The following is a 24,497-nucleotide window of genomic DNA, read 5'->3' as shown; positions in this document are numbered from 1 at the left end:
TTTTCGAGTTACTTTTTAAGCAATATTGGGATTAGCTTTTTTACCAATCCACATACCTAAGCCCACCATGCCAAGCCAACAGCAAATTGCTAACATAAACATCAATCGTTGTACGGATAACCCTTCAATCTGCATTTGACCCTTCCCAACAATTGTTTGGAAAAGTTGCGACCATTCGACATCGTAAAAGACCCCTACTCCCACAATCACAATCAATATAAAAAATTGTAAAAATATATTCCCCATATTTCTCCATGTTGTGTAAATGAGTAAAGAAAGCTCTCTATGTGTAGCATTCACCATATATACTTTCATATTATTTTGAGAAGAAATACTATTAATGGCATAGCTCCCAAATGTAACGCTAAGGACTATAAATATTGGAGAATAAAACCCAAATATCATGATTAAAGTACTTACTAAAAACAAATGGATTGGATTAACTTTCTTAGCAGCTTTGATATCTAAAAATATGGACATCAAAATCCCTAATAGGTATGGTCCAACTACAATGAAAATACAGGTTAACATGTTATAGAAAGTAAAACTATAAAAAATACCCATCAAAAATAAATATCCATTTCCTAATCCAAGTAAAAATGATTCTGCCTTTAAGCGAATTGGTAAAGAAGATGAAAGTTTATGAAAGAACTTTCCTTTCAACAAACTCAAAAACATGAAACAAATAAGCGCTATAGAGAGTAGAAAAAAATAGAAAATATATTGTTCATTATTTATGTTACGACTTGTTCGTATCAAAAGAATAAGCATTGAGACAAAAAGAAACTTTCCTACAACCGATACGATGGAGATAGGTAAAAGCCCTTTGGCTAACTCTGTTCTCGGCATTTTTTTTATAGCAAAAAGGATACTGATTAAACAAATCCCATATATGCATGTTATCAGCGGCGGCGATAGAAAACTAATCGCTAACAATACGATTATTAGTAAGAGAAAAACGATACCAATAATAATCGCTTGTTGATTTTTATTATAAACCATTCCCCCGCCTTCCACATGTAGAAACAATAAAGTACTCGTCATGGTAGAAATTGTACTAACTGCAAAACCAGAAACTAACGCACTTATTTCTAGCCATCTTGAAATCCATCCAAAGAAAGTAACACTAAGTAATGATACTATCAGAATAGAAACAGTCCAATATAAGGAGCGGTGAATCCCAGCCTTATTCACAATAGGTATCCAGATAAACACACCCGTCATATAAGTTGTATAAAACAAGATTGATGGCCAGTATCCCTCAAAGCCTTTCGAAATCTGTAATCCATAAACAATGTAAATAAGCATGGGTGTAAAGATAGTCGTTATTAGTAAACTAAATGTAGTTATACTTTGCACCACAAGTCTTTTTTGTTTTGTCGTATGTATCGTATAACACCTCACTTAAAATGAAATCAGTAGTTGTTATTACTTATTCTGTCCGAAATGAGGTTGTTATATATGCGCAATCCAATTGGAATTCCCATTACGAGGTAAACTCAATTTAAATCCACATTAAATTAAGTGGCGTGCAAAAAAAGGTGGATTTTGTGATTCTTATAAATAAAATTAATGGATATATTCAAAACATTAATCATAAATGGAACAAATGTGTTACTTAAATTGTCTATTACGTATAAAAAAGGTGTTCTTGATAATCCTCTCATTTTGTAATGCAAGAAATGCAAGAAGAGTGCTATCCTGTACATTTGTTAATTGCATAGGTATGTAAAATACCTAAACAAAATCTATATATTCTTGAAAGAGGTTGAAAATTTATGATAGTTTCAAACAAATTTTTTCACATTTCACATTATAAAAAGATGGTATCTGTATTATTACTTTCATCTGTAACGCTTATAGGCTGTTCCAATAGTAATATTCAATCTGAACCACCGAAACAAACCAAACAAGAAAATACAGATAATCATTCTTTTGTTAAACTTGAAAAAGAATATGATGCTAAACTTGGTATTTATGCATTGGACACAGATACGAATCAAACCGTTACTTATCGTTCAGATGAACGGTTTGCATACGCATCTACCCACAAATCCCTTGCTGTGGGAGCACTGTTACAAAAGAAATCAATAGAAGATTTAGATCAAAGAATTAAGTATACTAGCAAAGATCTTGTGAATTACAATCCAATTACTGAAAAATATGTAGATACAGGTATGACTCTGAAAGAGCTTGCGGATGCTTCCATTCGATATAGTGATAATACTGCACAAAATCTTATTCTTAAACAATTAGGTGGGCCAAGTGAATTCAAAAAATCACTGAGAGAAATAGGAGATACTGTCACAAATCCTGAACGTTTTGAACCAGAATTAAACGAAGTGCAACCAGGAGACACTCGTGATACTAGTACCCCAAAGGCATTAGCTACTAGTCTTCAAGCATACGCGCTAGGCGATATACTTTCAATTGAGAAACGGAACTTTTTAATAGATTTGATGAAAAGAAATACAACGGGGGACAACTTAATTCGTGCTGGAGTTCCAGGAGAATGGGAAGTAGCCGATAAGACTGGCTCTGGCTCTTATGGAACAAGGAATGATATCGCAATCATTTGGCCACCAAATAAAAACCCAATTATTCTTGCGATACTTTCTAATCATTCTAAAGAGGATGTGAATTACGATGATAAACTTATTGCAGATGCAACCAAAATTGTGTTAGATGCTTTAAAAATAACGAATAAATAATAATAAATCATTGAACTGCTCCTACTTTACAGCGCATATAGTTTTAAAGACTTGTACTTATCTAAACGCTAAGAAGTATAAGCGCGTTTTCAGGCAACTAAGGAGGCAAAAGCCTCCTCTGATCTGACCGAACCCTCATCCCAGCCCTAAAGAAGGCGCCGCCGCATCGTAGTGGTCTTTCATGTTCGAATCTCCTATTTAGAGTTAATATTTTACGTTTCCTTTCATCTTCAACTATTCTAATGCTCAATCATATTACGCATATTTTTAGATTTTCCATTTGTAGCTATATTAATCGAGACGTTAAAATCTGATTCTTTATTTTGAAGGGATATTCTCCCCTCTTTTTCATATCGTTTCCATAATTTAGAATTCTGACGATATAAGGAATGTGATAACTGATACGTGTCAATCCCTTTTTCGATTCCTTTTCGGTACGTTTTTTTAATTTCTTTTTCAACTTGGTCCTCTGCAATTTTTTTAATATCATTTACAGGCATAGAATTTATTAATTGGAAAATATCAGCATCGAAATGGATGTTCATAAGCATGCGTAACTTTCCATTTTTAATAAAATGCTTTGTATCTATCTTTGGATTTTTCAATACTATATGTCCAATGATTTTCTCGTTAGATTTTAATAGTAATGGAGCTCGTTTGGTATTTTCATCCGTCCATCGAACCCCAGCAATATCATGGTCGTTTAAATGATTTATATAAAATTTATCACTTATAAAACCATAACCACTAAATTTTAACATTGGAAATGATGTATGCCCTTTTTTCCAATATGTTTTAGTCGTAGCTAAGAAAGGAATGCGAGTTGTCATCCCGGGTTCATAATAATTTCTTTGGAATTTATATAAAGGTAAAGGATCTATTATTGTATATTGCTTAGTTATCTCTTTTGGTAAATTAATGATTGTATATAATTGAGAAATATTTAAAATATTATTGTTCGCTAATATATTTTCTAAAGGTTCCTTAGTTCCAAATATCCACATAGTATCTCGAAATTGAAAAAAACGAGAGAAAAAATCATTAAATTGATTTAAGTCACCATGTTTTAGAAATCTCTCTGTTACAACAATTGTTTTGAGATGCTCCCATGAGATTTCTTGTTGAGCACCCTTATAAAAATCAAATGCTGCCTCATCTAAAATGGGACCCTTTCCCTTTCCAATATAGGCCTGGCTATAATTACGGGTAGTGCTCCCTTCTTGTTTCGCTATGTTAGAAAAATTAATAAATTGCGGACGGATGATATAATTATTATCTTTAAAATCGATACCTAGACTATTTATATACAAAACGTGATGCAACTCTCTTTGATCCCAACACCCTGTTAGAAACGTACACATCATAAAAAGAAATATAACTATTCTTTTATTTTTCTTCATCGGTACTCTCTCTTTTCCTTGTATTATCTTGAGTATGCAATTCTTTAGGTCTTTTTTTCATATACGTGAAAGGAATTCTAAATGTGGCTGCTAGCATACTTTTAAATACAGGGGGTGAATATGGTGTAAAAAATGGAACTCCAAAAGAGCGTAAATTTACTACATGTATTACCATCACAAGGACACAAAAGATAAATCCTACTATGCCTAATAAAGAAGATACTAGGAATACTATATATCGCAATATACTTATTATTCCTGTTACTGACTGATTAGTTAAAGCAAATGTCGAAACAACCGAAATTGCTATTATAATGACCATAGATGCTGAAACAATTCCTGCACTAATAGCAGCTTGTCCAATAATCAATCCCCCTACAACAGATAACGTTTGGCCAAATACGGCAGGAACACGTAATCCTGCTTGCCTCAAAACTTCAAATAAGGTCATCATAATTAGCCCTTCTAAAGGAGCAGGAAAAGGAATTCCTTCTCTTGATAAGCTTAATGTTGCTAACAACGTATAGGGAATCTGATCTGGATGATATGTAATTAATGCTATCCAAATTCCTGGAAGAAATATAGAAATTGCTATCCCAAAAAGACTTACAAGTCGTACAAAGCTGCCGAATATATAGAATAAATCTTGGTCTTCAGATGTATTCACAAAAAAAGGAAATGTAACTGGTGCAATAGTGGCTGTTGGTGACCCTTCAACTAGTAAAATAAAACGCCCATACAACAAACAATTCACAGCATAATCAGGGCGTCCTGTATATTCAACTAAAGGAAATACACTAAATTGATTGTTTGTGATTAATTCTTCAATTTGTGCACTTGAAACAATCCCGTCTATTTTAATTTGTCTTAATTTTAATCGAACTTGATTAATGATTTCTTGGGATGCGATATCTTTTAAATACAAGAGTGCTACTTTAGTTTGTGTTCTTTCTCCAATAATAAATTCTTCATAACTAAGAGAACTCGTTTTTAGTCTTTTCCTAATTAATCCTATATTTGTGTTTAACTCTTCAACAAATCCATCACGTGCACCCCGAATGGTCATCTCTGTATTTGTTTGTTCAACTGATCTTGTAGGTATTTGGGCAATATCAACTATATATCCTTGTTTAGATTCTTCAAAAATAATGAGGAGGTTACCTTCAAATATAATCTGAGAGATAGTTTCATTCGAATTTACTATATCTAATTTCTTTACTGATAACTGGGGAATTAATGTTGAAAGGTTAAGTTCTTCTATCGAATTACTTAAAAGCTCTTTGCAAACTTGAGACGATGTGGCTTGTTTTAATTTTGTATTGTCAATTAAGCTTTGACAATACATAAACAATACTGACCTCGTTTTTTCTTTCTCATCGAATTCACGCTTTATTACTTTTACATCGTTGCATCCCTCAAACCACTCTAATATTATCTTCTCGTTTAATTCTACTCGTTTGTTCATCTACGTTGTCTCCTTCAAACTCAGCAACCTTATATAAAATACATTCTCATACTTTTTCAAGAACTTTTCTTATATTTAGCGACCCACACAAACACTATCAGTAAGATAGAAAATAAAAATAGCCCTAATGCTGAAACTGGTAAAACAATTTGAGATACAAACCAATAGAAACTAGAGTCACTGATAGGTAGTGTGCTTATTAATACAATACATGAAAGGATTACAAACATAACCCCATTTCTCGTTTTCCGACTTGTAATTGATAACAAATCTGGAATAAGAAAAACAACAAGTGATAGACGAATAAAGATCCCTACAAGCCACTGATACACGGAGAGAAAGTCTAAATTTTCAATGTACCTTCCTATTGACACAAGTCTCCATTCTTCAAATGCTGGATATCGTTGGTTTGCTGCTACGAAAGGACCAAATTCTATAATTGCTGCCATAACTGGTCCTATTGTGATACCAATAATAACAATACCCAAAGCAATCAGTTGATATAATTTAACTTTTGAACAAATGTGATGTTGTAAAAAAAGAATGAAGATTAACTCTAGAAATCCTGCTGCAGGATAAACCATCCCCTTAAATACTGGATTCATTCCATTTTCCATCATTGGCTGAAGTAAAGAATAATCTTTATGTGGAACATTTGCAAACATTACAAAAAAACCAAGTAGAAATACAATAGGTAACAAAACACCTGTTGTAAGTGCAATAGATTGAATTCCTCTTGTAGCATTATAGAGACAAATCATTGAAAAAAGTATTCCTAATACAAAGTGAGGTGTTTCTGATAAATAAAAAGAGAAAAAGGTTAATGTTTCTTTTAGTGCAACGACACCAATTGTTATTAAATAAAGTACAACTATGAATATGATTGGATATACACTGAATTTCCCAAAATTATTTTTTAACCACAAAAACAAATGTTCATTTTTTATGTTTTTATATATGATGAATATTAATGAAATCCAAATCAAGTATATAATGCTTACTAATATGATAGAGATCCACGAATCTCTACCCGAGGTATCTAATAACATAGGAATCATAATGACATGATTAATTATCCCTATACTACCAATGAGTATCATAGAAACTTGAAATAAAGTAATTGTTTGCTTAGTCATACTTACCACCATATTTTGTAATGAAGAAATATTACATAGTATAACTGATACATTACATCTTTATTCCAAATGGTTAGTGCTTAGAGCCATGGAAAATCAAACACCTTTACTTATAATATCTATCACATAAGATGAAGTTAGCCCTTCCCCTGGTATATTTATCTACAATTGTTCAATCCCTAATTAAAAGCATCTTTGGTAAAGGTTTACTATGTTTTAAATGAGCATCTACTTTAGAATACATAGCTTTTAAGTAATCGAATTTTAGTTTTTTGAAATATAAGTATGTTTTACTGAAAAACAGATTACACATTAAAAATAGAGCCCTCCATCCACCTTCATAATTTATAAGTAGGAAGAAGTTCTTACCAACTTTTTTTGAGAGGTACATTACCTGAATTTCTTATATCCACTATTATTGTCGAATGATTTTTTATTTCGTCGAATATTCTGTGGATAATTATCTTCAGGCTGATATACTATAAATACAATAGTTTTAGAAAGGTGATGATATTATGTATGAACAACAAAATAATAGGGATAGAGATCAGAAAATGATGTTTTCTATGCAAGGAGTTCCCACAAATAAAGTTAACATGAATCAATTACCTAAATGGATTAGAATTTTCGGCTATTGTGCGTTTGGTTGGATGATAGTATTTAGCTTAATTATGATTGTTGGTTTAATTCTTCAATAACTATACAGATGAACAGTTAAACGGGACAGTATTTAGATCATACATCTAGGTAATGTCCCGTTTTTTATATGTAATTCTTCAATGTTATAGTCAATCGATCATAACAAAAAGAACTTGTAGGATATCCTACAAGTTCTTTTTTCAAATATTGTTAAAAAGGGGGCAACAAACTATCTTAACATTCAATACAGGGAGACCATTTTGATTATGGCTTGGTTTTATTATATATCAAATATAAATATTTGAAGAAGTGGATTTTTGAAAATTATGTGAATTCAATAACCATAGTTTTTATATTAGGTATTATTAATTTCGTTTACCACTAACTTCTTCTTACTTAAATACACTGCTCGATCCGATTTTTTTGCAACTTCTTGTGAATGCGTCACAACAATTACGCATTTATTTTCTTGATGCGCGAGCTCCTGGAACAACTCAATAATTTCATTTGCCGTTTCTTCATCAAGATTTCCTGTCGGCTCATCCGCAATCAGTAAATCAACATTACAAGATAACGCTCGAGCTATTGCTACACGCTGTTGTTGCCCGCCACTTAGTTGCAGAACATTTCGTTTCGCTTCTACTTCTGTAAGTCCTACTTTCTCTAATAATTCTAACGCCCTTGCCGTTTTATTTTGCACTTTAACACCTGTAATTTCCATTGCTGTTAAGACATTTTGAAGAGCAGTCATATAGGTAATCAAATTATAAGATTGGAAAATTACCGATACATTTTGATTACGGTACCGATCCAAACCAATTTTTCGAATATCCTTTCCATTAAACAGTACATAACCATTTTTAGGTATATCTAGCCCACAACCTAAGCTAAGAGTAGTGGTTTTACCAGATCCGGATGGTCCTAGAATAGTGTAGAAATGCCCTTTTTGAAAAGAAAAGTTAACATTGTCTAGTATCGCTACTTTTTTTCCGTTACTTTCATAATAATAATCTAAGTTTTTAAATTGTAAAATCGTCTCCATATAGATCCTCCTTATTCATCTTTTAAAAGAATTTGTTTTGGATTCAAGCGTAGAATAGATAATGCTGGAAGAAGCGTTGCTAATATAGCAATAGCTAGTCCAATCCCTCCCATTTTCCCTACATCTTCTCCTGTTACACTTACATTAATTTTATCAATTGGATCCTCTTTTTGATTTTGTACAGTTCCACCAGGTCCAGCTACCATTACAGTCCCATTTTGCGGGGTGTCTGTTTCTTCGCTTGCTGTAGCAATTTCACTCGAAAGTAAATTATCCCCTATGAATTGAGATATTTTCGCTCCTGTTGTTATGGATAATCCAAATGCTAAAATAGCGATACATACTACTTCTACTATGAACTGCGCCATCAGTTTCCACTTTTTTTCTCCAATGGACAATAGAATCCCCATTTCCTTACGACGTGCTTTAATCGATAACATAATGATTAACCCTAATATAATCGCACCTGCAATTGATACAATATAAATAATCATTTGAGAAGTAGATGAGATATTTTCGATAGGCCCAATCATTTGTTTGTACAACGAATCATGTGCATCTAATTTATAATAATTAAAATCAATATCAGATTTTTTTGCTTCTTTTTTAAATGCTTCAATGTTTTGTGGATCTTTCAAGAAATACACGACTTGAATGCTACTTATACCTTGATCTACTTCTAATTTTTTCATAGTTGAATGCGGCATATATAGTTTATTAGCTGGATCCATTATAGGAGGAGCCTGTTGACCCATTGCTTGCTCATTCGTTTCGTAAATACCGATAATTTCAACCTCGAGGGTTTCCTCCTTATCTCCTGATTGCACTTTAACTTTGTCTCCTACTTTCAAATTGTTTAATTCCGCTAATCGTTTTTCCATTAAAGCTACATTCTGATCTTTCATCTGTTCTGTAATTGGTTTTCCATCAATGATTTTACTTTTTCCATTCTTAAAGCTTTCTTGTAATGCAGTTTTGCGAACTCCCTCAATCATAAAAGAAGCATTCATATCTATTTCGGTACCGGAGCTTGAACCGCCTCGTACAGTCGCCATTCCCGCTTTACCTTTTCCATCTTCTTCTCCTTCTGAAGCCCCTACTAGTTTAAGTCCATCAGAAAGTCCGAAAGTGTTAGTTATGTAATTATAGTCTTTTACATACTTTGACTTCGCTAATTGATCTGCTTCTTTTGTATTAAGCTTTGGCGGATTAGGCATCTCTCCAGTTTCCCGAGCTTGTTGACCTAATTTGTCAAAATCAAGACTTAAAGTAACATCTGCACCGAGTTTTTTTCTTGCTGCATCAGCAGCTTTTTTTGATGCATTTTGGATTGTGAATCCTGCCAACACTAAATTTGTAACAATTAGGAAAACTGCCATCAAAATTAATGATGTTCCTACTCTTTTTTTCATACTGAGAATTGCTCGTTTCATAAAGTTCATTTTTTCTTACCTCCTTGATAACTTGTATTCTATATAGGTTATCTAGAGTCTATATGGAGCTAATCAGTAGTTTATCTAGAGATATAAGGAGTTTATGTGTAGTTATTCAATATGCTGGTCAAGAAAAACCGGAACACCAATCCAAAAGCGTAATCGTTTTTGAATATTGATAAAGAGGCAGTCCTTAGAGGTTAAAGTTAAGATTCATTGAATGAAAGTACAAATCCATGCTTATTATGTAATTTCTATACAACAACTAAAAAGCACCTTATTTGAATGGTTATATGTGTGTTTGTTAAAATATGAAAATCCATTAAAGAATATGGAGTTTTATTGAAGTTGGTCGGATTTTCTAATAATAATATTGTGTTAAAAATCCTAACTTATAATTTTTATAAGATAGGCTTTTATGCTATTTATAAGAAAAAGTTATAGAGACTCATAATATTTTATAATTTAACCTATTGTATTTAAACAAGTAAAATAAAAGTAACAAGTGCATACATTAAGGAGGTTTTTTAATAGTGACACAAACTATAACATTTAGGATTGCAACGGCAGATGATTTAGATGAAATTGTAAAAATGCTTGCTGATGATGTTTTAGGAAATAAAAGAGAGCGCTATGAAACACCACTCCCTGATAGTTATATAAGAGCATTTCATGCTATTGATTGTGATCCAAATAACGAGTTAATTGTCGCATGTGATGGGACAGAGATTATTGGTCTTCAACAAATTACATTTACGCCTTACATTGTACGTCAAGGGAGTTGGAGAGCTACAATTGAGGGTGTACGGACAGCATCATCGAAACGTGGTAAAGGTATAGGAAGTAAACTTATTAAATGGGCTATTCAACGTGCTAAATTAAGAGGGTGTCATTTAGTACAGTTAACAACGGATAAAGAACGACAAGAAGCTTTGCAATTTTATAAAAAATTAGGGTTTAAAGATTCTCATGAAGGATTAAAGCTCTTTCTTTAATGAATATAGCTATTTATATACCAAAAAGACATAGATTGTATGGTTAATTGACTATTGGCTTCGGAAATTATAGTAACAATCACTGCATAAGATATATAAATTGACACATTGTCTTTCATATAAATCACGTCACTTCAAACGGTGTATCTTTTGATACGAAAATAAACAAGTTAATGTTCTCTAATATGAATGAGAATATTAACTTGTTTTTTAGATTTTTGTATAAATTATTTATAGTTTTATTTTATTGCTAGCTTTATAATATACAAATTTATCACCTGTTTTTATAATTAATTAACAGTATAAATAAAACATAAATTTTATCCATGTTTTAAAACAATATGTATTTTGGAGGAGGTTAATTTGATTTTTTCAAAACTCATTGATCGATATGCCTTGTATGATTTGCACAAAAAAAGAAGTGTCGAGTTTCAGTATACTTCTCTTTCTAACACCTCACTAGATATAAAGGACATAGATTTTTTTTATAAAGTACAACCATCTAATATTCATTTTAACATTAAGCATTCAAAGCAGGAAAAGGAATACATGGTTGGACAGTTCAAATATAAAAGCTCGGTTCAATCTGGTGATTCACGCAACGACTCTGTAACTGGGGAATTATTTTTACATGAAAATGAAGATGCACCTCATGTCATCTTTGTTCACGGTTGGAGAATGGATTCTAACGAACGTGTAAAAAAAATATTTCACGACCATATGACTAACTTGAAGTGGAATATGTATTATTTCACTCTACCCTATCATTTTGAAAGAAAACCCAACCAATCCCTATTCAGTGGAGAGTACATGGTAAGTGCTAATATTGAACGAACTGTACAAGCCACTAGACAAGCGGTAGCTGATTTACGAACTTTGATTAAATGGATTAAAGCAAATAATAATGGCCCCTTGATTTTAATAGGAGTCAGTTTAGGTGGGGTTATTACTAACTTAACAGCTCTTGTTGAATCAGAGATTGATGTATTAGCATCCATTTTCTACGCGAATCGACTTTCTTATTCGATTTGGAAGACAAATCCAGGTAAATTTATTAGAGAAGACTTGGAACATCATGGTGTAACGTATGATGATTTAATAGATTATTGGAAAATCACTGAACCGAGTCAAGCATTACCAAAAGTGAAAAAAGAAAATATTTTATTAATTTCAGGTAGGCACGATCTATATGTGCATCCTGAGGATACGGACTATTTGTGGGAATCCTGGGAAAGACCTACGCGATATATTTATACATGTGGACATGCTGGGATTGTTCTTAAACGTAAAAAAATTGCAACTGATACTATCAATTTTATTCAGAATCGATTGAACTCCCCACATTTTCCCAATGTGATGCCTTAAAGTGAGAAATTACTAAGTACGGAATCTTATACTTGCAATGTTTCATTTTATACTAAGCTCACTTTTAAATCTTCCTTTTTTCTGTTTTCTCCCTTAACCTTACATGATTGGAAAATGATATAGAATTTAGGAAGTAACTCTGAAATAAACTCGCCATGTGGAAAAAGCGCTACTTATTCACCAGAAATTATTGTTGTTTATCCTTCTTATGCAATATTACATATAAAATGCTTTATTTGTTCTGTTATAATTTTAAGAGTAAATTATTCATCCATTAATTTACACCATCCATATCTACAGTTATGGAAACCCTAATTACACATAAAAAAGAGAAGAACATTGGTGAGTTCTTCTCTTTTTGTTTATTTTTTTCATTAAATTGTAATATAATTACAGTATGTGAAATTATACTAATTTAACTTTAAAAGCGAAGTGAAAATAACCGTCACTTCGCTTTTTGCATTTACAATCCTTATTACATTTACTCAATTCAGTATATACTTCCACATTATTTGCTTTTATTTAATCGGTTTCTCTGTTTTTAAAACAAATGAACTTAATGCAGGAACTTTAATTTTATTATCATGGACAACATAAAGTGTTTTACTTCCAGCTTGCTTACCATCTACTAGCACTTTCCAAGGACCTTTCGATGGAAGAGTTATGTCCACGGTTTCTCTGTTTGCATTGTGAGCCACCATAAAGTATTCGCTTTTATTCCCATTGCCCTTTCCATCTATTGTATAAGCTACAACATTTTTGGGAGCATCAATAAAAGATACATGTGTTTTAATTTGCTCTGCAGATGTCATTCGAAAAGCTGGGTACTTTTTCCGTAAATCTATTAAGCCCTTCATATAATCTACTTCATTATTAAATGCTGCACGGCGTAACCAATCCATCTGGTTAATTGAATCAGGAGATTTGTAACTATTATGATCACCATATTTTGTGCGCATAAACTCTTGTCCTGCATGTAAGAATGGAATACCTTGTGATGTTAATAAAATAGAAGAAGATAATTTATGCATTTGTTTTCGCATTTCTTCACTGTCACCTGAATTAGTCAACTCAAGTTTATCCCATAAAGTATGATTGTCATGTGCTTCCACATAAGTTAGCACCTGCCCCGGATCTTGATAAGTAGACGAATTTGTATCATAGTCAATACCGGCTGTAATGCCTTTTTTAATACGGTCTTCCATGTTTTGCTTTCCATTTACAAAACCATTTTCTTTCTCCTCAAATACACTACCTTTCAATCCATCACGTATATTATCGTTAAAATGAGCAATCCCTTTCATTTTCTCCGCATTTTTTTGATTTGCTTTCAATTCAGCTGCAAGAGGTGTATTTAAATCCCAGCCTTCTCCATGCAGAATAATAGAAGGGTCAATTTGATTAACACCTTTACGTATTTCATTCATCGTTTCATAATCATGAATACCCATTAAATCAAAACGGAATCCATCTAAATTGTATTCTTTTGCCCAATATGTGACGGAATCAACCATAAATTTCCTCATCATTTTTCGTTCCGAAGCCGTATCATTTCCTACTCCAGTTCCATTTGCAAATGTTCCATCTTCATTGTATCGATAATAATAACCTGGAACTAACTTATGAAAATTAGATTCAGCGGCATTATACATATGGTTATATACTACGTCCATCACAACACGAAGATTATTATCATGCAGTGTTTGAATCATTTGCTTTAATTCAGTTATTCGAACAGTCGGTTCATAAGGATTTGTAGAATAGGAGCCCTCTGGGACGTTGAAATTTTTCGGGTCATATCCCCAGTTATATTGTGGTTCATTTAAAGTTTCTTCATTTACCGAGGCATAATCAAATATCGGTAAAAACTGAACGTGAGTAACACCAAGATCTTTCATATGATCAAGTCCTGTTTTAACATGAAGTGACCCCTAAAAGTTAGACATGGTTATTTCATTAGGCAGCGTTTTGGGCGTGGGTCCGGTATTGTATCGGACTCATACCCTTTAATTTTGCCTTAATTCTCTTATGATTATAGTAAGATATATATTTTGCTAGTTCTTGTTCAAAATGTTCCATATTCTTAAAGTCTTTTCGATATAAAAATTCAGATTTCATAATACCAAAGAAATTTTCGATAACTGCGTTATCGTAACAGTTCCCTTTCCGAGACATACTTTGTGTAATACCACGTTTATGAAGAGAATCACGGTATTTTTTCATTTGATAGTGCCAACCTTGATCGGAATGAATAAGGAGGGCATCCTCATCTGTTAAGCGTTCAAAGGATTGGTCTAACATATTAGAAACAAGGGCGTAGGTTGGCCTTGAACCAATTGTATACGTGATAATTTCACCATTAAACAAGTCCAACATTGGCGATACATATAATTTCTCTCCAAATAATTTAAACTCCGTAATATCCGTGACCCATTTTTCGTTTGGCCTTTCTGCTTTGAAATTACGTTCTAAAATATTAGGGGCAATCTTTCCAACAGTTCCTTTATAAGAGCGATATTTCTTCATACGGACCAAACACTTTAATCCTAATTCTTTCATAATGCGTTGTATCTTTTTGTGATTTATTTTATGTCCACGATTAGTAAGTTCATCACGAATACGGCGATAACCATAACGGCCTTCATGTTCATGATAAACAGCTTGAATTAATACTTTCAAATCTGCATCTGGATCCGGACGTTTGGCATTTTTTAACCAATAATAATATGTGCTACGTGGAATATTGGCAAGCACTAAAAGTGATTGTACCGGAAATTGATGCCTTAATTCATAAACTACTTGCGCTTTGTCTTTTTTTGTGACTTCTGTTTGTTTTGAACTAAGGCATTCAACTTTTTTAAATACGCATTCTCCATACGTAACCTTTCTAACTCCTCTTGGAGTTCTTCAATGGAGCCTTCGACTGGTAATTGCTTTTTCACTATTTTGTGATTTTTATTATTCATAGACGGATGCCTCTTTTCTTTAAGTTGTAGGGCATCCAATCCTTCTGTTTCATAAGCTACTTTCCATTTACGAACCGTTTCATAAGATGGAATATTAAAAATTGCCGCTGTTTCCCTGATAGACGTCCTATTTTCAATCATATAGTTAAGTACGTCTAGTTTAAATTGCGTAGAGTAAGATGTATAGCGTTTTTCAAAAGCTTTTTCACCGGAATATTCATATCGGCTAATCCAGTGATAAAATACCCGCTGATCCACGCCTATAGATTTAGCAATGCTTGTCCCGCCTTCTGGGCCTTCTAAATATCGTTTTACTGCTTGTATTTTTTCTTTTGAAGAAAATTTAGCCATAAAAAAACTGCACCTCCAGGACCTTTTGTTCCTTTTTCTGTTACCCCTAAATATTTTCCTTTTTGCTTAATACCACTTTCAGGTTGGATGGAAAGATCGCGTACATGCAATTCATAAATAATAGCATCTTCCGGATTTTTAAATTCCGGTTTTTTGTTTGCTTTCCATTTTTTCGGATTTGTTTCGTTTAAATCAATGACTACACCTTTATCTCCATTTACAGAAGCAGCACGTACATATGGATCAACTGCTTCTGTCCACTTATCCCCAATTTTCACCTTATACGTATAAAAGAGACCTTTTTGGTTCCCTTTAAGTTCTGCTTTCCAGGTCCCCTTTTCACTTTGTTGCATGTTTATTTCAGTACCTATTTTATCGTTCCACTTTTTATATGTAACTAACTTTGCTTCACTCGCAGTAGGAGCCCATACACGGAACTTTGTATGTTGCGGGGTATATATATTACCTAAATCGTTACCACTATAATAAAATAATTTATCAAACTCTTCGCTACGAATGACTTTACCAATTTCTGTATTCATATTAGCTAAGTTTTCTATTTTAACTTTGTATGTCTGTTTTAAATCAATTTTCTGTGCCGTAATTATTTTCACCTTATTAGTAATATCTCCACCATTTTTATCAAAAGGATTAATTTCCTTAATTTTAATTCCCTCAATTTCAATTTTCTGTTCCTTACTATTAAACGGAACATTAGTCGTTACAGTAATTTCATTAAAACTATCAATAGTAGCTTTTTGAATTGAGAGATCCGAAGAAGGCTTAGAGTCATATACTTTTTCATCACCCGAAAGAATCCATACTTCAGCACGACCGTCCTTTATATTTTCAATCCAACGATCTCCACCGTCTTTTTCCCACTCATTCGTACGAATGATAAAGCCTACACGATTATAGTCACCATCTATTTTAATTTTTGCGTACTTTCCAAATTCATCTTCACCAGTAAATTCATATGAATTACCATTTGCATTTTCTCCCCACATCCAAAGATTCCAGTCTTTTGTATTTCCAGATTTCTCTTTGTAATGAATGATAATTTCAGTAGCTTTCGAACTTGAAACTGCCTTCACACTCTGAAAAGAGAAAACAGATGATAACATAACGATTATGGTAAGTAATAAAAATGATTTGTTAATTAACCTTTTTGTCATTTGCACCACATACACCCTTTCTTTAAATAGTACGAGCGATTTATTATGCTCGTACTAAATTACACTGCTTAAATTAATTTAGAAATCTCTTTTACTTCACCCCCATATTGACTATTTTCACGTATGTATTTCAATGATCTTTTAATACGAAAGCGTTTGCATTAATACTTAAAAAAATAGATTTGTTTTTACCTTCATATATTTGTAAATACTAAAAGATCAGGGAAATCATTTTAAAGCAATCGTTTGTTATCGCTTCCATTCTATAGCACTTACTATTAAGAGGTCAATATATTATTAATTTTCTGTTTTTATATCCTTTAAATTTTATATATTTGTCGTAACTTATTGAAGATAGACAGCCTGATTATTGCTTAGTAAGTTTATTTTCACTAGTGTATTGCTACGTAAAAAAACAGCTACTATCCTTAAAATGTCATTATCTGTTTTTCATAATGTAATAATATATGAATAGAAATTATATTTCTAACTACTTAATTTTTGCTGCATCAAATGCCTTTTGCACTGCTTGAACTTCAGCTGTATTCGCTCCATATTTATTAGTTGCCACTCGAATACATGCTGATTTCAATTCTTTGAAATTAGCAGTCATGTTTAACTCATCTGTATTTGCATAATAGAAAATATGTGGTCGATAAAATAAAAAATGAGCCCTTTTAGGTGCTCATCCAATTGGTTAGTTGTTAATTATCTATATTCATACTAATCAAAGTACACTTATATCTTATTAACAGCATAAAACGCCACTCTTTACTATTTTAAGAATAGTAGATAAATACTTTAGTGAGGCAACGCATATACAAGTTAGATTTTTCAATATAATTTTGTTATTTATGTCTATAGCTGCATGGATTGTAACGTTTTGAGACTGCTGAAGTCTTATATGAGTTTCAGGCTTTTTTATCTTGTCAAAAATATCTTTTAAAGATAAATTTGTCTCCCCATTTAAATATAGAAAAGGACACATCTATTGCATGTTATTAGCTTAAGGTATGCTCTTTTAAAGCATATTATAAATATACATATTGACACTCCCACCCCATGCCCATCAACTTAAGAATTTAGAATTCCCCCCAAAAACGAAATTTTGTTACAAGTTATCACAAAATTTCGTTTTGGGGGTAGTTTTATTTTCTTAGCTTGATTTCGATGAGCGGTACCCCATAAAGGCCCCTGATACATAATTGATGTTCTGCCATTTGTAGAAAACAATCCACTTATACCATTTTAACAAGAAGAAATATCTCGTCCATGTTGTAATATTGGCTTACGTTAAGCTTGTGAAAAAATCATATTCATGTATAATACAATTGATGTATGATACAATAGTTGTAGGAGGGTGACCTTTTTGAAAAGAGAAGATGCCTTAAAACTAAGAACAGATATTAAGAAAATGATTATAATAACTGGGGTTTTTGAATCTCAAAATTTGCCCAATGGACCATTTGAAAAACCTTTACCAACTTCTCAAATGATGGCGTTAGAAGAACTAGAGGTGGAAAAATTAACTGTTTGGCAACTATCCAATAAACTTAGATTAGAGACTTCAACTGTAAGTAGATTGGTAGATAAGTTAGTAAAAAAGGGGCTTATTTATCGTGAAGTAAATGAAAAAAATAGAAGAGAACTTTTTCTGCACCTCACAGAAAAAGGTCACATAACTGTTAATTGCTTAAGAGAGCAATCCATTACATTTTATCAAAGTATTCTCAATAATTTATCAGAATCAGAACAAAAAATAGTTGTGGATGGTTTTGAATTATTTATTGATTCTATTTCTAAGCCTTTTGATTAGAGTGAGGTAAATCATAACATTTGGAGGATAAAATGAGCTTGGATTTTGAACGTCCTATTATTGAATTAAAAGAGAAATTTGATGAATTAAAGAAAATTATGAAAGAAAATAATGTAGATTTATCGTCAGAAATTCATGTATTAGAAAAACGTTTAAATAAAATGCAAGATAAAATTTATTCTAATATTACATCTTTTCAACGAGTTCAAATTGCAAGGCTACGTAACCGGCCCACGACATTGGACTATATACCTTTATTGTTTACAAACTTTCTCGAACTTCATGGTGATCGATTATATGGTGATGATAAAGCAATGATAGGTGGTATTGCAAAATTTAAAGGGATGCCCGTTACGGTTATTGGTCATCAAAGAGGTAGAAATACAAAGGAAAGTATAGAAAGAAATTTTGGAATGGCACATCCAGAAGGTTATAGAAAAGCGCTAAGACTTATGAAACAAGCTGATAAATTTAATCGCCCTATTATTACATTTATTGATACAATAGGCGCCTATCCAGGGAAAGGGTCTGAAGAACGTGGAATTTCTGAAGCGATAGCTCGAAATCTATTTGAAATGGCTACACTTAAAGTGCCAATTGTTTGTATTGTAATTGGAGAGGCATCAAGTGGTGGAGCTCTTGGCATTAGTGTCGGTAACCATATCCATATGTTAGAGTATTCATGGTACTCGGTAATTTCGCCAGAAGGAGCAGCATCTATCCTATGGAAGGACGCTAAGTATGCTCCAGAAGCTGCTGAACATATGAAAATTTCAGCAAAAGATTTAAAACATTTAGGAATTATTGATGAAATCATTCCTGAAATTAAAGGTGGAGCACAAAATGATATAAAATCACAGGCAAAAATGATTGAATCTGTAATCGAATCATCTCTAAAAAAATTGATACTATTATCCTCGGAAGAGCTTATACAACAGCGATATGAAAAGTATAGACAAATAGAGAATTATAAATGAAAGTATTTAAAGTCCGTATTACATTTCGGAGGATTCTCGCAAAAAAATTCTAAATATTTTGTAAGTAACCTCTTAAACTGGGATATGCTGATACTATTACTCTACAAAAGATGTGTGATCGGTATGGAAAAGGAAAATTTGTTCAAATGGAAGCATTATCAGCAAGATATTATTTTGTTAACTGTACGTTGGTACGGTACAACTTAATTTTTCGTGATTTAGTAGAAATGATGAGGAACCAGGATTATCCTACCATTATGCTAGAAATATATATGTTATATTTTCTTTTCCACTACCTTTGCACCAGAACCAAAAAATACGCTATTCTTTCTGTAGAATCATAGGAAAGGATGGCGTTTTTGTATGTATCTATCAATTTCTGACGAATTACAATTATTCGCTGAAGAATTATATGAACATCTTACCCCTTCATTTTTGGAAAATCTCGCTAGAGAGCTAGGTTTTGTAAAACGAAAACGTAAATTTTCAGGGTATGATTTAGCTACTATATGTGTCTGGATTAGTCAACGAGTAGCGAGTGATTCATTAGTCCGATTGTGTAGTCAGCTACATGCATCAACAGGAACTCTTATGAGTCCTGAAGGACTAAATAAGCGCTTTAATAAAAAGGCAGTGTTCTTTTTGAAACATATTTTCTCCACATTATTAAAAAATAAAGTTTGTGGAAAGTCAGCAATTCCAAGTGCTTCACTTACCTATTTTCAGCGAATTCGTATTTTAGATGCAACCATTTTTCACGTACCAAAACACTTGGCCAATGTATATCCTGGATCAGGTGGTTGTGCACAAACAGCGGGTATAAAAATCCAGTTAGAATATGATTTACATAGTGGTCAGTTTTTAAATTTCCAAGTGGAACCAGGGAAAAATAATGATAAAATCTTTGGAACAGAGTGTTTATCAACATTACGCCCTGGTGACCTATGTATTCGGGATTTTATTCACTGGATGATTTAGATCAAATGGATCAACGTGGTGTGTACTATATATCGCGACTCAAATTAAACAATAGGGTATATGTCAAAAATGAATTTCCTGAATACTTTCGAAACGGAACAATAAAAAAACAATCTCAGTACATCAAAGTTGATTTAGAGCACATCATGGATACCTTAAAACCAGGACAGTCCTATGAAATAAAAGAAGCTTATATTGGAAAGGATAAAAAACTATTCACTCGGGTGATTATGTATCGATTAACAGAAAAACAACTTCGTGAGCGTATGAAAAAACAAGTGTACACAGAAAGTAAAAAAGGGATTACATATTCGGAAAAAAGCAAACGATTAGCTGGCATGAACCTATATGTTACCAATACACCTTGGGATATTGCTCCGATGGAACAAATCCATAATTTTTACTCTCTCCGCTGGCAAATTGAAATCATTTTTAAAACTTGGAAATCCTTATTTCAAATTCATCATTGGCAACATATTAAACAAGAGCGATTAGAATGCCATGTTTATGGAAAACTCATTGCCATTTTTCTATGTTCTTCTACTATGTTTAAGATGCGACAATTAATTTTACAAAAGAAGAAACAAGAATTAAGTGAATATAAAGCAATTGGAATGATTCAAGACCACTTATCGAGTTTGTATCAAGCCATACAACAAAACATCCAAGAAATAACAAAGATCCTAATCAGCCTGTTCCACCTCCTATAGAAGAACGGAAGAAAATCTCATCGATATGAGAAAAAGACTGTTTTTGATATTATGGGTGTTGTTTATGAGTATAATGGGTTGAAAAAACAAAAGAAAGTTGCATAATTTAAAAAAGGAAACCCGTTAGGGTTTATTTGGTATGCATATTATTAAGAGTATGCTTCTATTTTAGGAATGCTTTACCTCCACAAAATGAAAGTACACTTTGTTTTCATTTTTAAGTTGATGGGCATGCACTCCCACCCCTAAAGGGGCAAGCTGACTAGCGTCAGTGGGATTCTTGCCACCAAAGGCGAAGTCCATTTCTGGTATCGCTGACGTGCAAGATTGCGGTGTGCCATCACCACTCTCACGACAGACCATATAGGTTCGTGAGCTACGGTACTATGACCATACCGTACAGATAGTTGCGTGTTCACATGTTTTAGCGTCTTGTTCTTGACGACACATATCATTTTACCGATAGCGTGAATTAGTCTATCGAACTCCATATGCTATCTTGTTTTCAAGGAACACATAGGCGTTTTAAAGACTTGTACTTGTCTATAGTTAAAGTATATCCAAAAAACAAATGTTTTTCTATGAAAAAGCGATACTTTCATCCCATGCCTAAAGGCGGACTAAAGTCCGATATGGGATTTCACGCATCGCGAAATCTGTAATGCTTATTACATTTTCGGATTTCATTGCCAATTTATTTCCTTCTAAATAAAAATGCTGAGATCACTTCCAAAAATAATAACCTCGCTCTTCATTTAAGACGGGGTTACACTTATACAGCAAATCGGATTCAGATTTTTTTCGAATGTTCGTTTCCTCTTCAGGAGTAAGATCTGCTAGTTTCGTAATTTCTTCAGCTTATTGGTTGCTTTCAACTAAATTCATCATAATTTTAATCAGGATTTCTATTTTATCACTCGAAACCTTGATGCTATTACAAATCGCTCAAAAAATAGATAATGATGTTTATTTTTCAACTCCACAAAGCAATTTTATCTCTTTAATTTGTTCTATATGACGCTGTTCATGCAAATAGATCAGTTCTATCCACTGGTCAAGAAGTAATTCTCCAAGAGCTGGATGCGTTACTGATTTTTTCGCTAATATAGATTCATCTTCTATTGTACTCAGGAAACGCATCAATTCTTTTCTAGAGTCGTTTAACAAATCAACCATTTGCTGCACTTCAAATGGTTCTATACTTGGTTCAATCATTTCTGGGGCTATAAATTTTATCGATCTATCTAATAAAATAGTGTGAATTTCTTTACGCTCATTTAAGATACTATCCATCTTTTTTAATCCCGATGAAATAACTGTTATAACTCTCTCATCTAATAAAACTAAGTGATGACAAACTTGTGCTATACTCCATTTATCCTTATCTGGTTTCCTATTAAATTGAGCATCACTTAACAAAGTAATTTCCTCAAATAATTGATTTCTAGTTTCATAAAACTTGTCATTTACAAATGGATTCATGTGAATTCTCCTTTCATTAGAACCTACATACTTAGATTCCTACGCTAGAAATATTCTCTATGGAAAAAAGATTTCCCTTCACTATTATTCCAATCCAATCTTCTCTTTCTTTAGTAGGTTCTCTAATTCATGCTGAAACGTATGAGTTCTCTCAACATCCTTGAAGATTTCCTTGAGGTTATTATGCGCTACAGCTACATCATAATACTTTCCATGGAATCCCTTCAATATAACTACATAAAACGTTCCTAATTATCAATCTAGCATTAAATATATGTAAAAAATCATCCTATTCATTCATTTTTAATGCTTATGTATGTACATTTGTTAATTTATTAGTTATATTATGGGTATTGAATAATTACGAAAAATCAATAAATCGCTTGTATAACACCTTATATTTTTATATCCGTGAAAACTACAAAATGTATAAAATTCCATTTGTCAAATGAATTTAATGCGGAAGGAGGTTTGTGGTTACTTCATCGAGATATAATAATCAGTTTTGAACTGATAAAAATATAGGAGGCGACATAATGTTTCGTACGATTTCAAATTTCATGAGAGTAGCTGAGATAAGAAACAAAATTCTTTTTACACTAGCGATGCTAATTGTTTTTCGAATTGGCACGTTTATTCCAGTTCCTCATACTAACGCAGAGGTATTAAAAGTACAAGATCAAGCCAACGTTTTAGGTATGCTAAACGTATTTGGCGGAGGAGCACTGCAACACTTCTCAATCTTTGCTGTAGGTATCACACCATATATTACAGCTTCTATCATTGTACAATTACTACAAATGGACGTTGTACCTAAATTTACAGAATGGGCAAAGCAAGGAGAAATGGGCCGTAAGAAATCAGCTCAATTTACTCGATACTTTACGATCATTCTCGCATTCATACAATCCATTGGGATGTCTTATGGTTTTAATAATATAGCAGGTGGACAATTAATTACAGATCAAAGCTGGACTACATACTTATTTATTGCGACAGTTTTAACTGCTGGTACTGCATTTTTACTTTGGTTAGGTGAACAAATTACCGCTAATGGCGTTGGTAATGGAATCTCAATGATTATCTTCGCAGGACTTGTTGCGGCGATTCCGAATGTCGCTAATCAAATTTATTTGCAACAATTCCAAAACGCAGGCGATCAGTTATTTATGCACATTATAAAAATGGTCTTAATTGGACTCGTTATTTTAGCGATTGTTGTTGGTGTTATTTACATTCAACAAGCTGTTCGAAAAATACCGATTCAATATGCAAAAGCTGTTTCAGGAAACAATCAATATCAAGGAGCAAAAAATACTCATTTACCTCTTAAAGTAAATAGTGCAGGTGTAATTCCTGTTATCTTTGCTTCAGCCTTTTTAATGACGCCGCGTACAATTGCGCAGCTCTTCCCTGATTCAAGCGTATCTAAATGGATAATTGCGAATCTTGGTTTTGCACATCCATTTGGAATGACACTATATGTGGGTCTTATCGTTGCCTTCACATATTTCTACGCATTCGTTCAAGTAAATCCTGAACAAATGGCCGATAACTTAAAGAAACAAAACGGATACGTTCCTGGTATTCGCCCAGGTAAATCAACTGAACAATATGTAACAAAAATTTTATATCGTTTAACATTTATCGGTGCCATTTTCTTAGGCGCAATTTCAATATTACCGCTTGTATTCACGAAAATTGCTACATTACCACCTTCTGCTCAAATCGGTGGTACAAGCTTACTAATCATTGTAGGTGTAGCATTAGAAACAATGAAGACGCTTGAAAGCCAGCTTGTGAAGCGTCATTATAAAGGCTTTATAAAGAAAGTAAACTAATAAAAAAACACTAGA

General features: G+C 32.7%; 15 protein-coding genes and 5 pseudogenes. 9 read left to right on the top strand and 11 right to left on the bottom strand.

Going from position 1 to position 24,497, the window contains the following annotated elements; genetic code table 11:
• Positions 1-15: 15 nt before the first annotated feature.
• Complete coding sequence (locus ACP6L7_RS11620) at positions 16-1,308, bottom strand: hypothetical protein (protein ID WP_097829491.1); 1,293 nt, start codon at positions 1,306-1,308, stop codon at positions 16-18.
• A gap of 470 nt (positions 1,309-1,778) precedes the next feature.
• Here ACP6L7_RS11620 and bla point away from each other — a divergent pair, with 470 nt between their 5' ends.
• Positions 1,779-2,711 (top strand): class A beta-lactamase, encoded by a 933-nt coding sequence (gene bla, locus ACP6L7_RS11615; RefSeq protein ID WP_097829249.1) that lies wholly within the window; start codon positions 1,779-1,781, stop codon positions 2,709-2,711.
• 239 nt (positions 2,712-2,950) lie between these two features.
• Here bla and gerXC read toward each other — a convergent pair whose 3' ends face one another.
• The 3 genes from gerXC to gerXB are packed head-to-tail and all read right to left on the bottom strand — an operon-like array spanning position 2,951 to position 6,712.
• Positions 2,951-4,111: a spore germination protein GerXC gene (gerXC, locus tag ACP6L7_RS11610; RefSeq protein ID WP_097829248.1), complete on the bottom strand. Its 1,161-nt coding sequence runs from the start codon at positions 4,109-4,111 to the stop codon at positions 2,951-2,953.
• A complete protein-coding gene (gene gerXA / locus ACP6L7_RS11605) occupies positions 4,098-5,576 on the bottom strand; it encodes a spore germination protein GerXA (RefSeq protein WP_097829247.1) in 1,479 nt (492 codons plus the stop codon). Before gerXA ends, gerXC begins: the two co-directional genes overlap by 14 nt.
• Before the next feature lie 56 nt (positions 5,577-5,632).
• The gene (gene gerXB, locus ACP6L7_RS11600) at positions 5,633-6,712 is read right to left on the bottom strand and encodes a spore germination protein GerXB (RefSeq protein WP_430529236.1); all 1,080 of its coding nucleotides are present in this window, start codon (positions 6,710-6,712) and stop codon (positions 5,633-5,635) included.
• Between the two features lie 515 nt (positions 6,713-7,227).
• On the opposite strand from gerXB, the gene ACP6L7_RS11595 reads away from it, so the two are divergent.
• A complete protein-coding gene (locus ACP6L7_RS11595) occupies positions 7,228-7,410 on the top strand; it encodes a hypothetical protein (RefSeq protein WP_002172101.1) in 183 nt (60 codons plus the stop codon).
• 296 nt (positions 7,411-7,706) lie between these two features.
• Here the strand turns inward: ACP6L7_RS11595 and ACP6L7_RS11590 are convergent, their stop codons facing one another.
• Complete coding sequence (locus ACP6L7_RS11590) at positions 7,707-8,393, bottom strand: ABC transporter ATP-binding protein (protein ID WP_097829244.1); 687 nt, start codon at positions 8,391-8,393, stop codon at positions 7,707-7,709.
• 11 nt (positions 8,394-8,404) lie between these two features.
• On the bottom strand, positions 8,405-9,835 hold the full coding sequence (locus tag ACP6L7_RS11585) for an ABC transporter permease (RefSeq protein ID WP_097829243.1): 1,431 nt from the start codon (positions 9,833-9,835) through the stop codon (positions 8,405-8,407).
• A gap of 524 nt (positions 9,836-10,359) precedes the next feature.
• Between ACP6L7_RS11585 and ACP6L7_RS11580 the strand changes: the two genes are divergently transcribed.
• Both ACP6L7_RS11580 and ACP6L7_RS11575 read left to right on the top strand, forming a co-directional pair.
• Positions 10,360-10,821: a GNAT family N-acetyltransferase gene (locus tag ACP6L7_RS11580; protein WP_097829242.1), complete on the top strand. Its 462-nt coding sequence runs from the start codon at positions 10,360-10,362 to the stop codon at positions 10,819-10,821.
• A 363-nt stretch (positions 10,822-11,184) separates the two neighbouring features.
• A complete protein-coding gene (locus ACP6L7_RS11575) occupies positions 11,185-12,186 on the top strand; it encodes an alpha/beta hydrolase (protein WP_097829241.1) in 1,002 nt (333 codons plus the stop codon).
• Positions 12,187-12,704: 518 nt separating this feature from the next.
• Here ACP6L7_RS11575 and pulA read toward each other — a convergent pair.
• The 4 genes and pseudogenes from pulA to ACP6L7_RS11555 all read right to left on the bottom strand — a co-directional run.
• Positions 12,705-14,105: pseudogene (pulA, locus tag ACP6L7_RS11570) on the bottom strand (type I pullulanase); the annotation flags it as partial.
• A gap of 37 nt (positions 14,106-14,142) precedes the next feature.
• Positions 14,143-15,503, bottom strand: a protein-coding gene (locus tag ACP6L7_RS11565) for an IS3 family transposase (protein ID WP_430528870.1) whose coding sequence is annotated in 2 segments (ribosomal slippage) — positions 14,143-15,047 and positions 15,047-15,503 — 1,362 coding nt in all. Because the reading frame shifts where the segments join, the coding sequence is not laid out codon by codon here.
• Positions 15,504-15,514: 11 nt separating this feature from the next.
• Positions 15,515-16,684, bottom strand: a pseudogene (locus tag ACP6L7_RS11560) (pullulanase-associated domain-containing protein); the annotation flags it as partial.
• A 484-nt stretch (positions 16,685-17,168) separates the two neighbouring features.
• Positions 17,169-17,324 (bottom strand): annotated as a pseudogene (locus ACP6L7_RS11555) (M4 family metallopeptidase); the annotation flags it as partial.
• A 723-nt stretch (positions 17,325-18,047) separates the two neighbouring features.
• Between ACP6L7_RS11555 and ACP6L7_RS11550 the strand changes: the two are divergent.
• The 4 genes and pseudogenes from ACP6L7_RS11550 to ACP6L7_RS11535 all read left to right on the top strand — a co-directional run bounded on the left by ACP6L7_RS11550 (position 18,048) and on the right by ACP6L7_RS11535 (position 21,264).
• Entirely contained in the window at positions 18,048-18,494 is a 447-nt protein-coding gene (locus ACP6L7_RS11550) for a MarR family winged helix-turn-helix transcriptional regulator (protein WP_000817662.1), read from the top strand.
• Between the two features lie 32 nt (positions 18,495-18,526).
• Positions 18,527-19,471: an acetyl-CoA carboxylase carboxyltransferase subunit alpha gene (locus tag ACP6L7_RS11545; protein ID WP_064470405.1), complete on the top strand. Its 945-nt coding sequence runs from the start codon at positions 18,527-18,529 to the stop codon at positions 19,469-19,471.
• A gap of 123 nt (positions 19,472-19,594) precedes the next feature.
• Positions 19,595-19,713 (top strand): annotated as a pseudogene (locus ACP6L7_RS11540) (IS6 family transposase); the annotation flags it as partial.
• A gap of 121 nt (positions 19,714-19,834) precedes the next feature.
• A pseudogene (locus ACP6L7_RS11535) lies at positions 19,835-21,264 on the top strand (IS4 family transposase).
• 861 nt (positions 21,265-22,125) lie between these two features.
• On the opposite strand, the gene ACP6L7_RS11530 reads toward ACP6L7_RS11535, so the two are convergent.
• Positions 22,126-22,641, bottom strand: a complete 516-nt coding sequence (locus ACP6L7_RS11530) for a DinB family protein (protein ID WP_097829239.1) — start codon at positions 22,639-22,641, stop codon at positions 22,126-22,128.
• Positions 22,642-23,177: 536 nt separating this feature from the next.
• Here ACP6L7_RS11530 and secY point away from each other — a divergent pair.
• Positions 23,178-24,482: a preprotein translocase subunit SecY gene (gene secY, locus ACP6L7_RS11525; protein WP_430529235.1), complete on the top strand. Its 1,305-nt coding sequence runs from the start codon at positions 23,178-23,180 to the stop codon at positions 24,480-24,482.
• The last annotated feature ends 15 nt before the right edge of the window (positions 24,483-24,497 follow it).

This window comes from Bacillus silvicola (genome assembly GCF_050524305.1).
Classification (GTDB): Bacteria; Bacillota; Bacilli; order Bacillales; family Bacillaceae_G; genus Bacillus_A; species Bacillus_A cereus_AT.
The sequence above is the reverse complement of the archived record's forward strand: the minus strand, read 5'-3'. Positions and strand labels throughout refer to the sequence as shown.

Bases quoted from the DNA above. Each gene is read 5' to 3' on its own strand.
- ACP6L7_RS11620 (WP_097829491.1), bottom strand. From the start codon at position 1,308: ATGCTTATTTACATTGTTTATGGATTACAGATTTCGAAAGGCTTTGAG.
- bla (WP_097829249.1), top strand. From the start codon at position 1,779: ATGATAGTTTCAAACAAATTTTTTCACATTTCACATTATAAAAAGATG.
- gerXC (WP_097829248.1), bottom strand. From the start codon at position 4,111: ATGAAGAAAAATAAAAGAATAGTTATATTTCTTTTTATGATGTGTACG.
- gerXA (WP_097829247.1), bottom strand. From the start codon at position 5,576: ATGAACAAACGAGTAGAATTAAACGAGAAGATAATATTAGAGTGGTTT.
- gerXB (WP_430529236.1), bottom strand. From the start codon at position 6,712: ATGACTAAGCAAACAATTACTTTATTTCAAGTTTCTATGATACTCATT.
- ACP6L7_RS11595 (WP_002172101.1), top strand. From the start codon at position 7,228: ATGTATGAACAACAAAATAATAGGGATAGAGATCAGAAAATGATGTTT.
- ACP6L7_RS11590 (WP_097829244.1), bottom strand. From the start codon at position 8,393: ATGGAGACGATTTTACAATTTAAAAACTTAGATTATTATTATGAAAGT.
- ACP6L7_RS11585 (WP_097829243.1), bottom strand. From the start codon at position 9,835: ATGAACTTTATGAAACGAGCAATTCTCAGTATGAAAAAAAGAGTAGGA.
- ACP6L7_RS11545 (WP_064470405.1), top strand. From the start codon at position 18,527: ATGAGCTTGGATTTTGAACGTCCTATTATTGAATTAAAAGAGAAATTT.
- ACP6L7_RS11530 (WP_097829239.1), bottom strand. From the start codon at position 22,641: ATGAATCCATTTGTAAATGACAAGTTTTATGAAACTAGAAATCAATTA.
- secY (WP_430529235.1), top strand. From the start codon at position 23,178: ATGTTTCGTACGATTTCAAATTTCATGAGAGTAGCTGAGATAAGAAAC.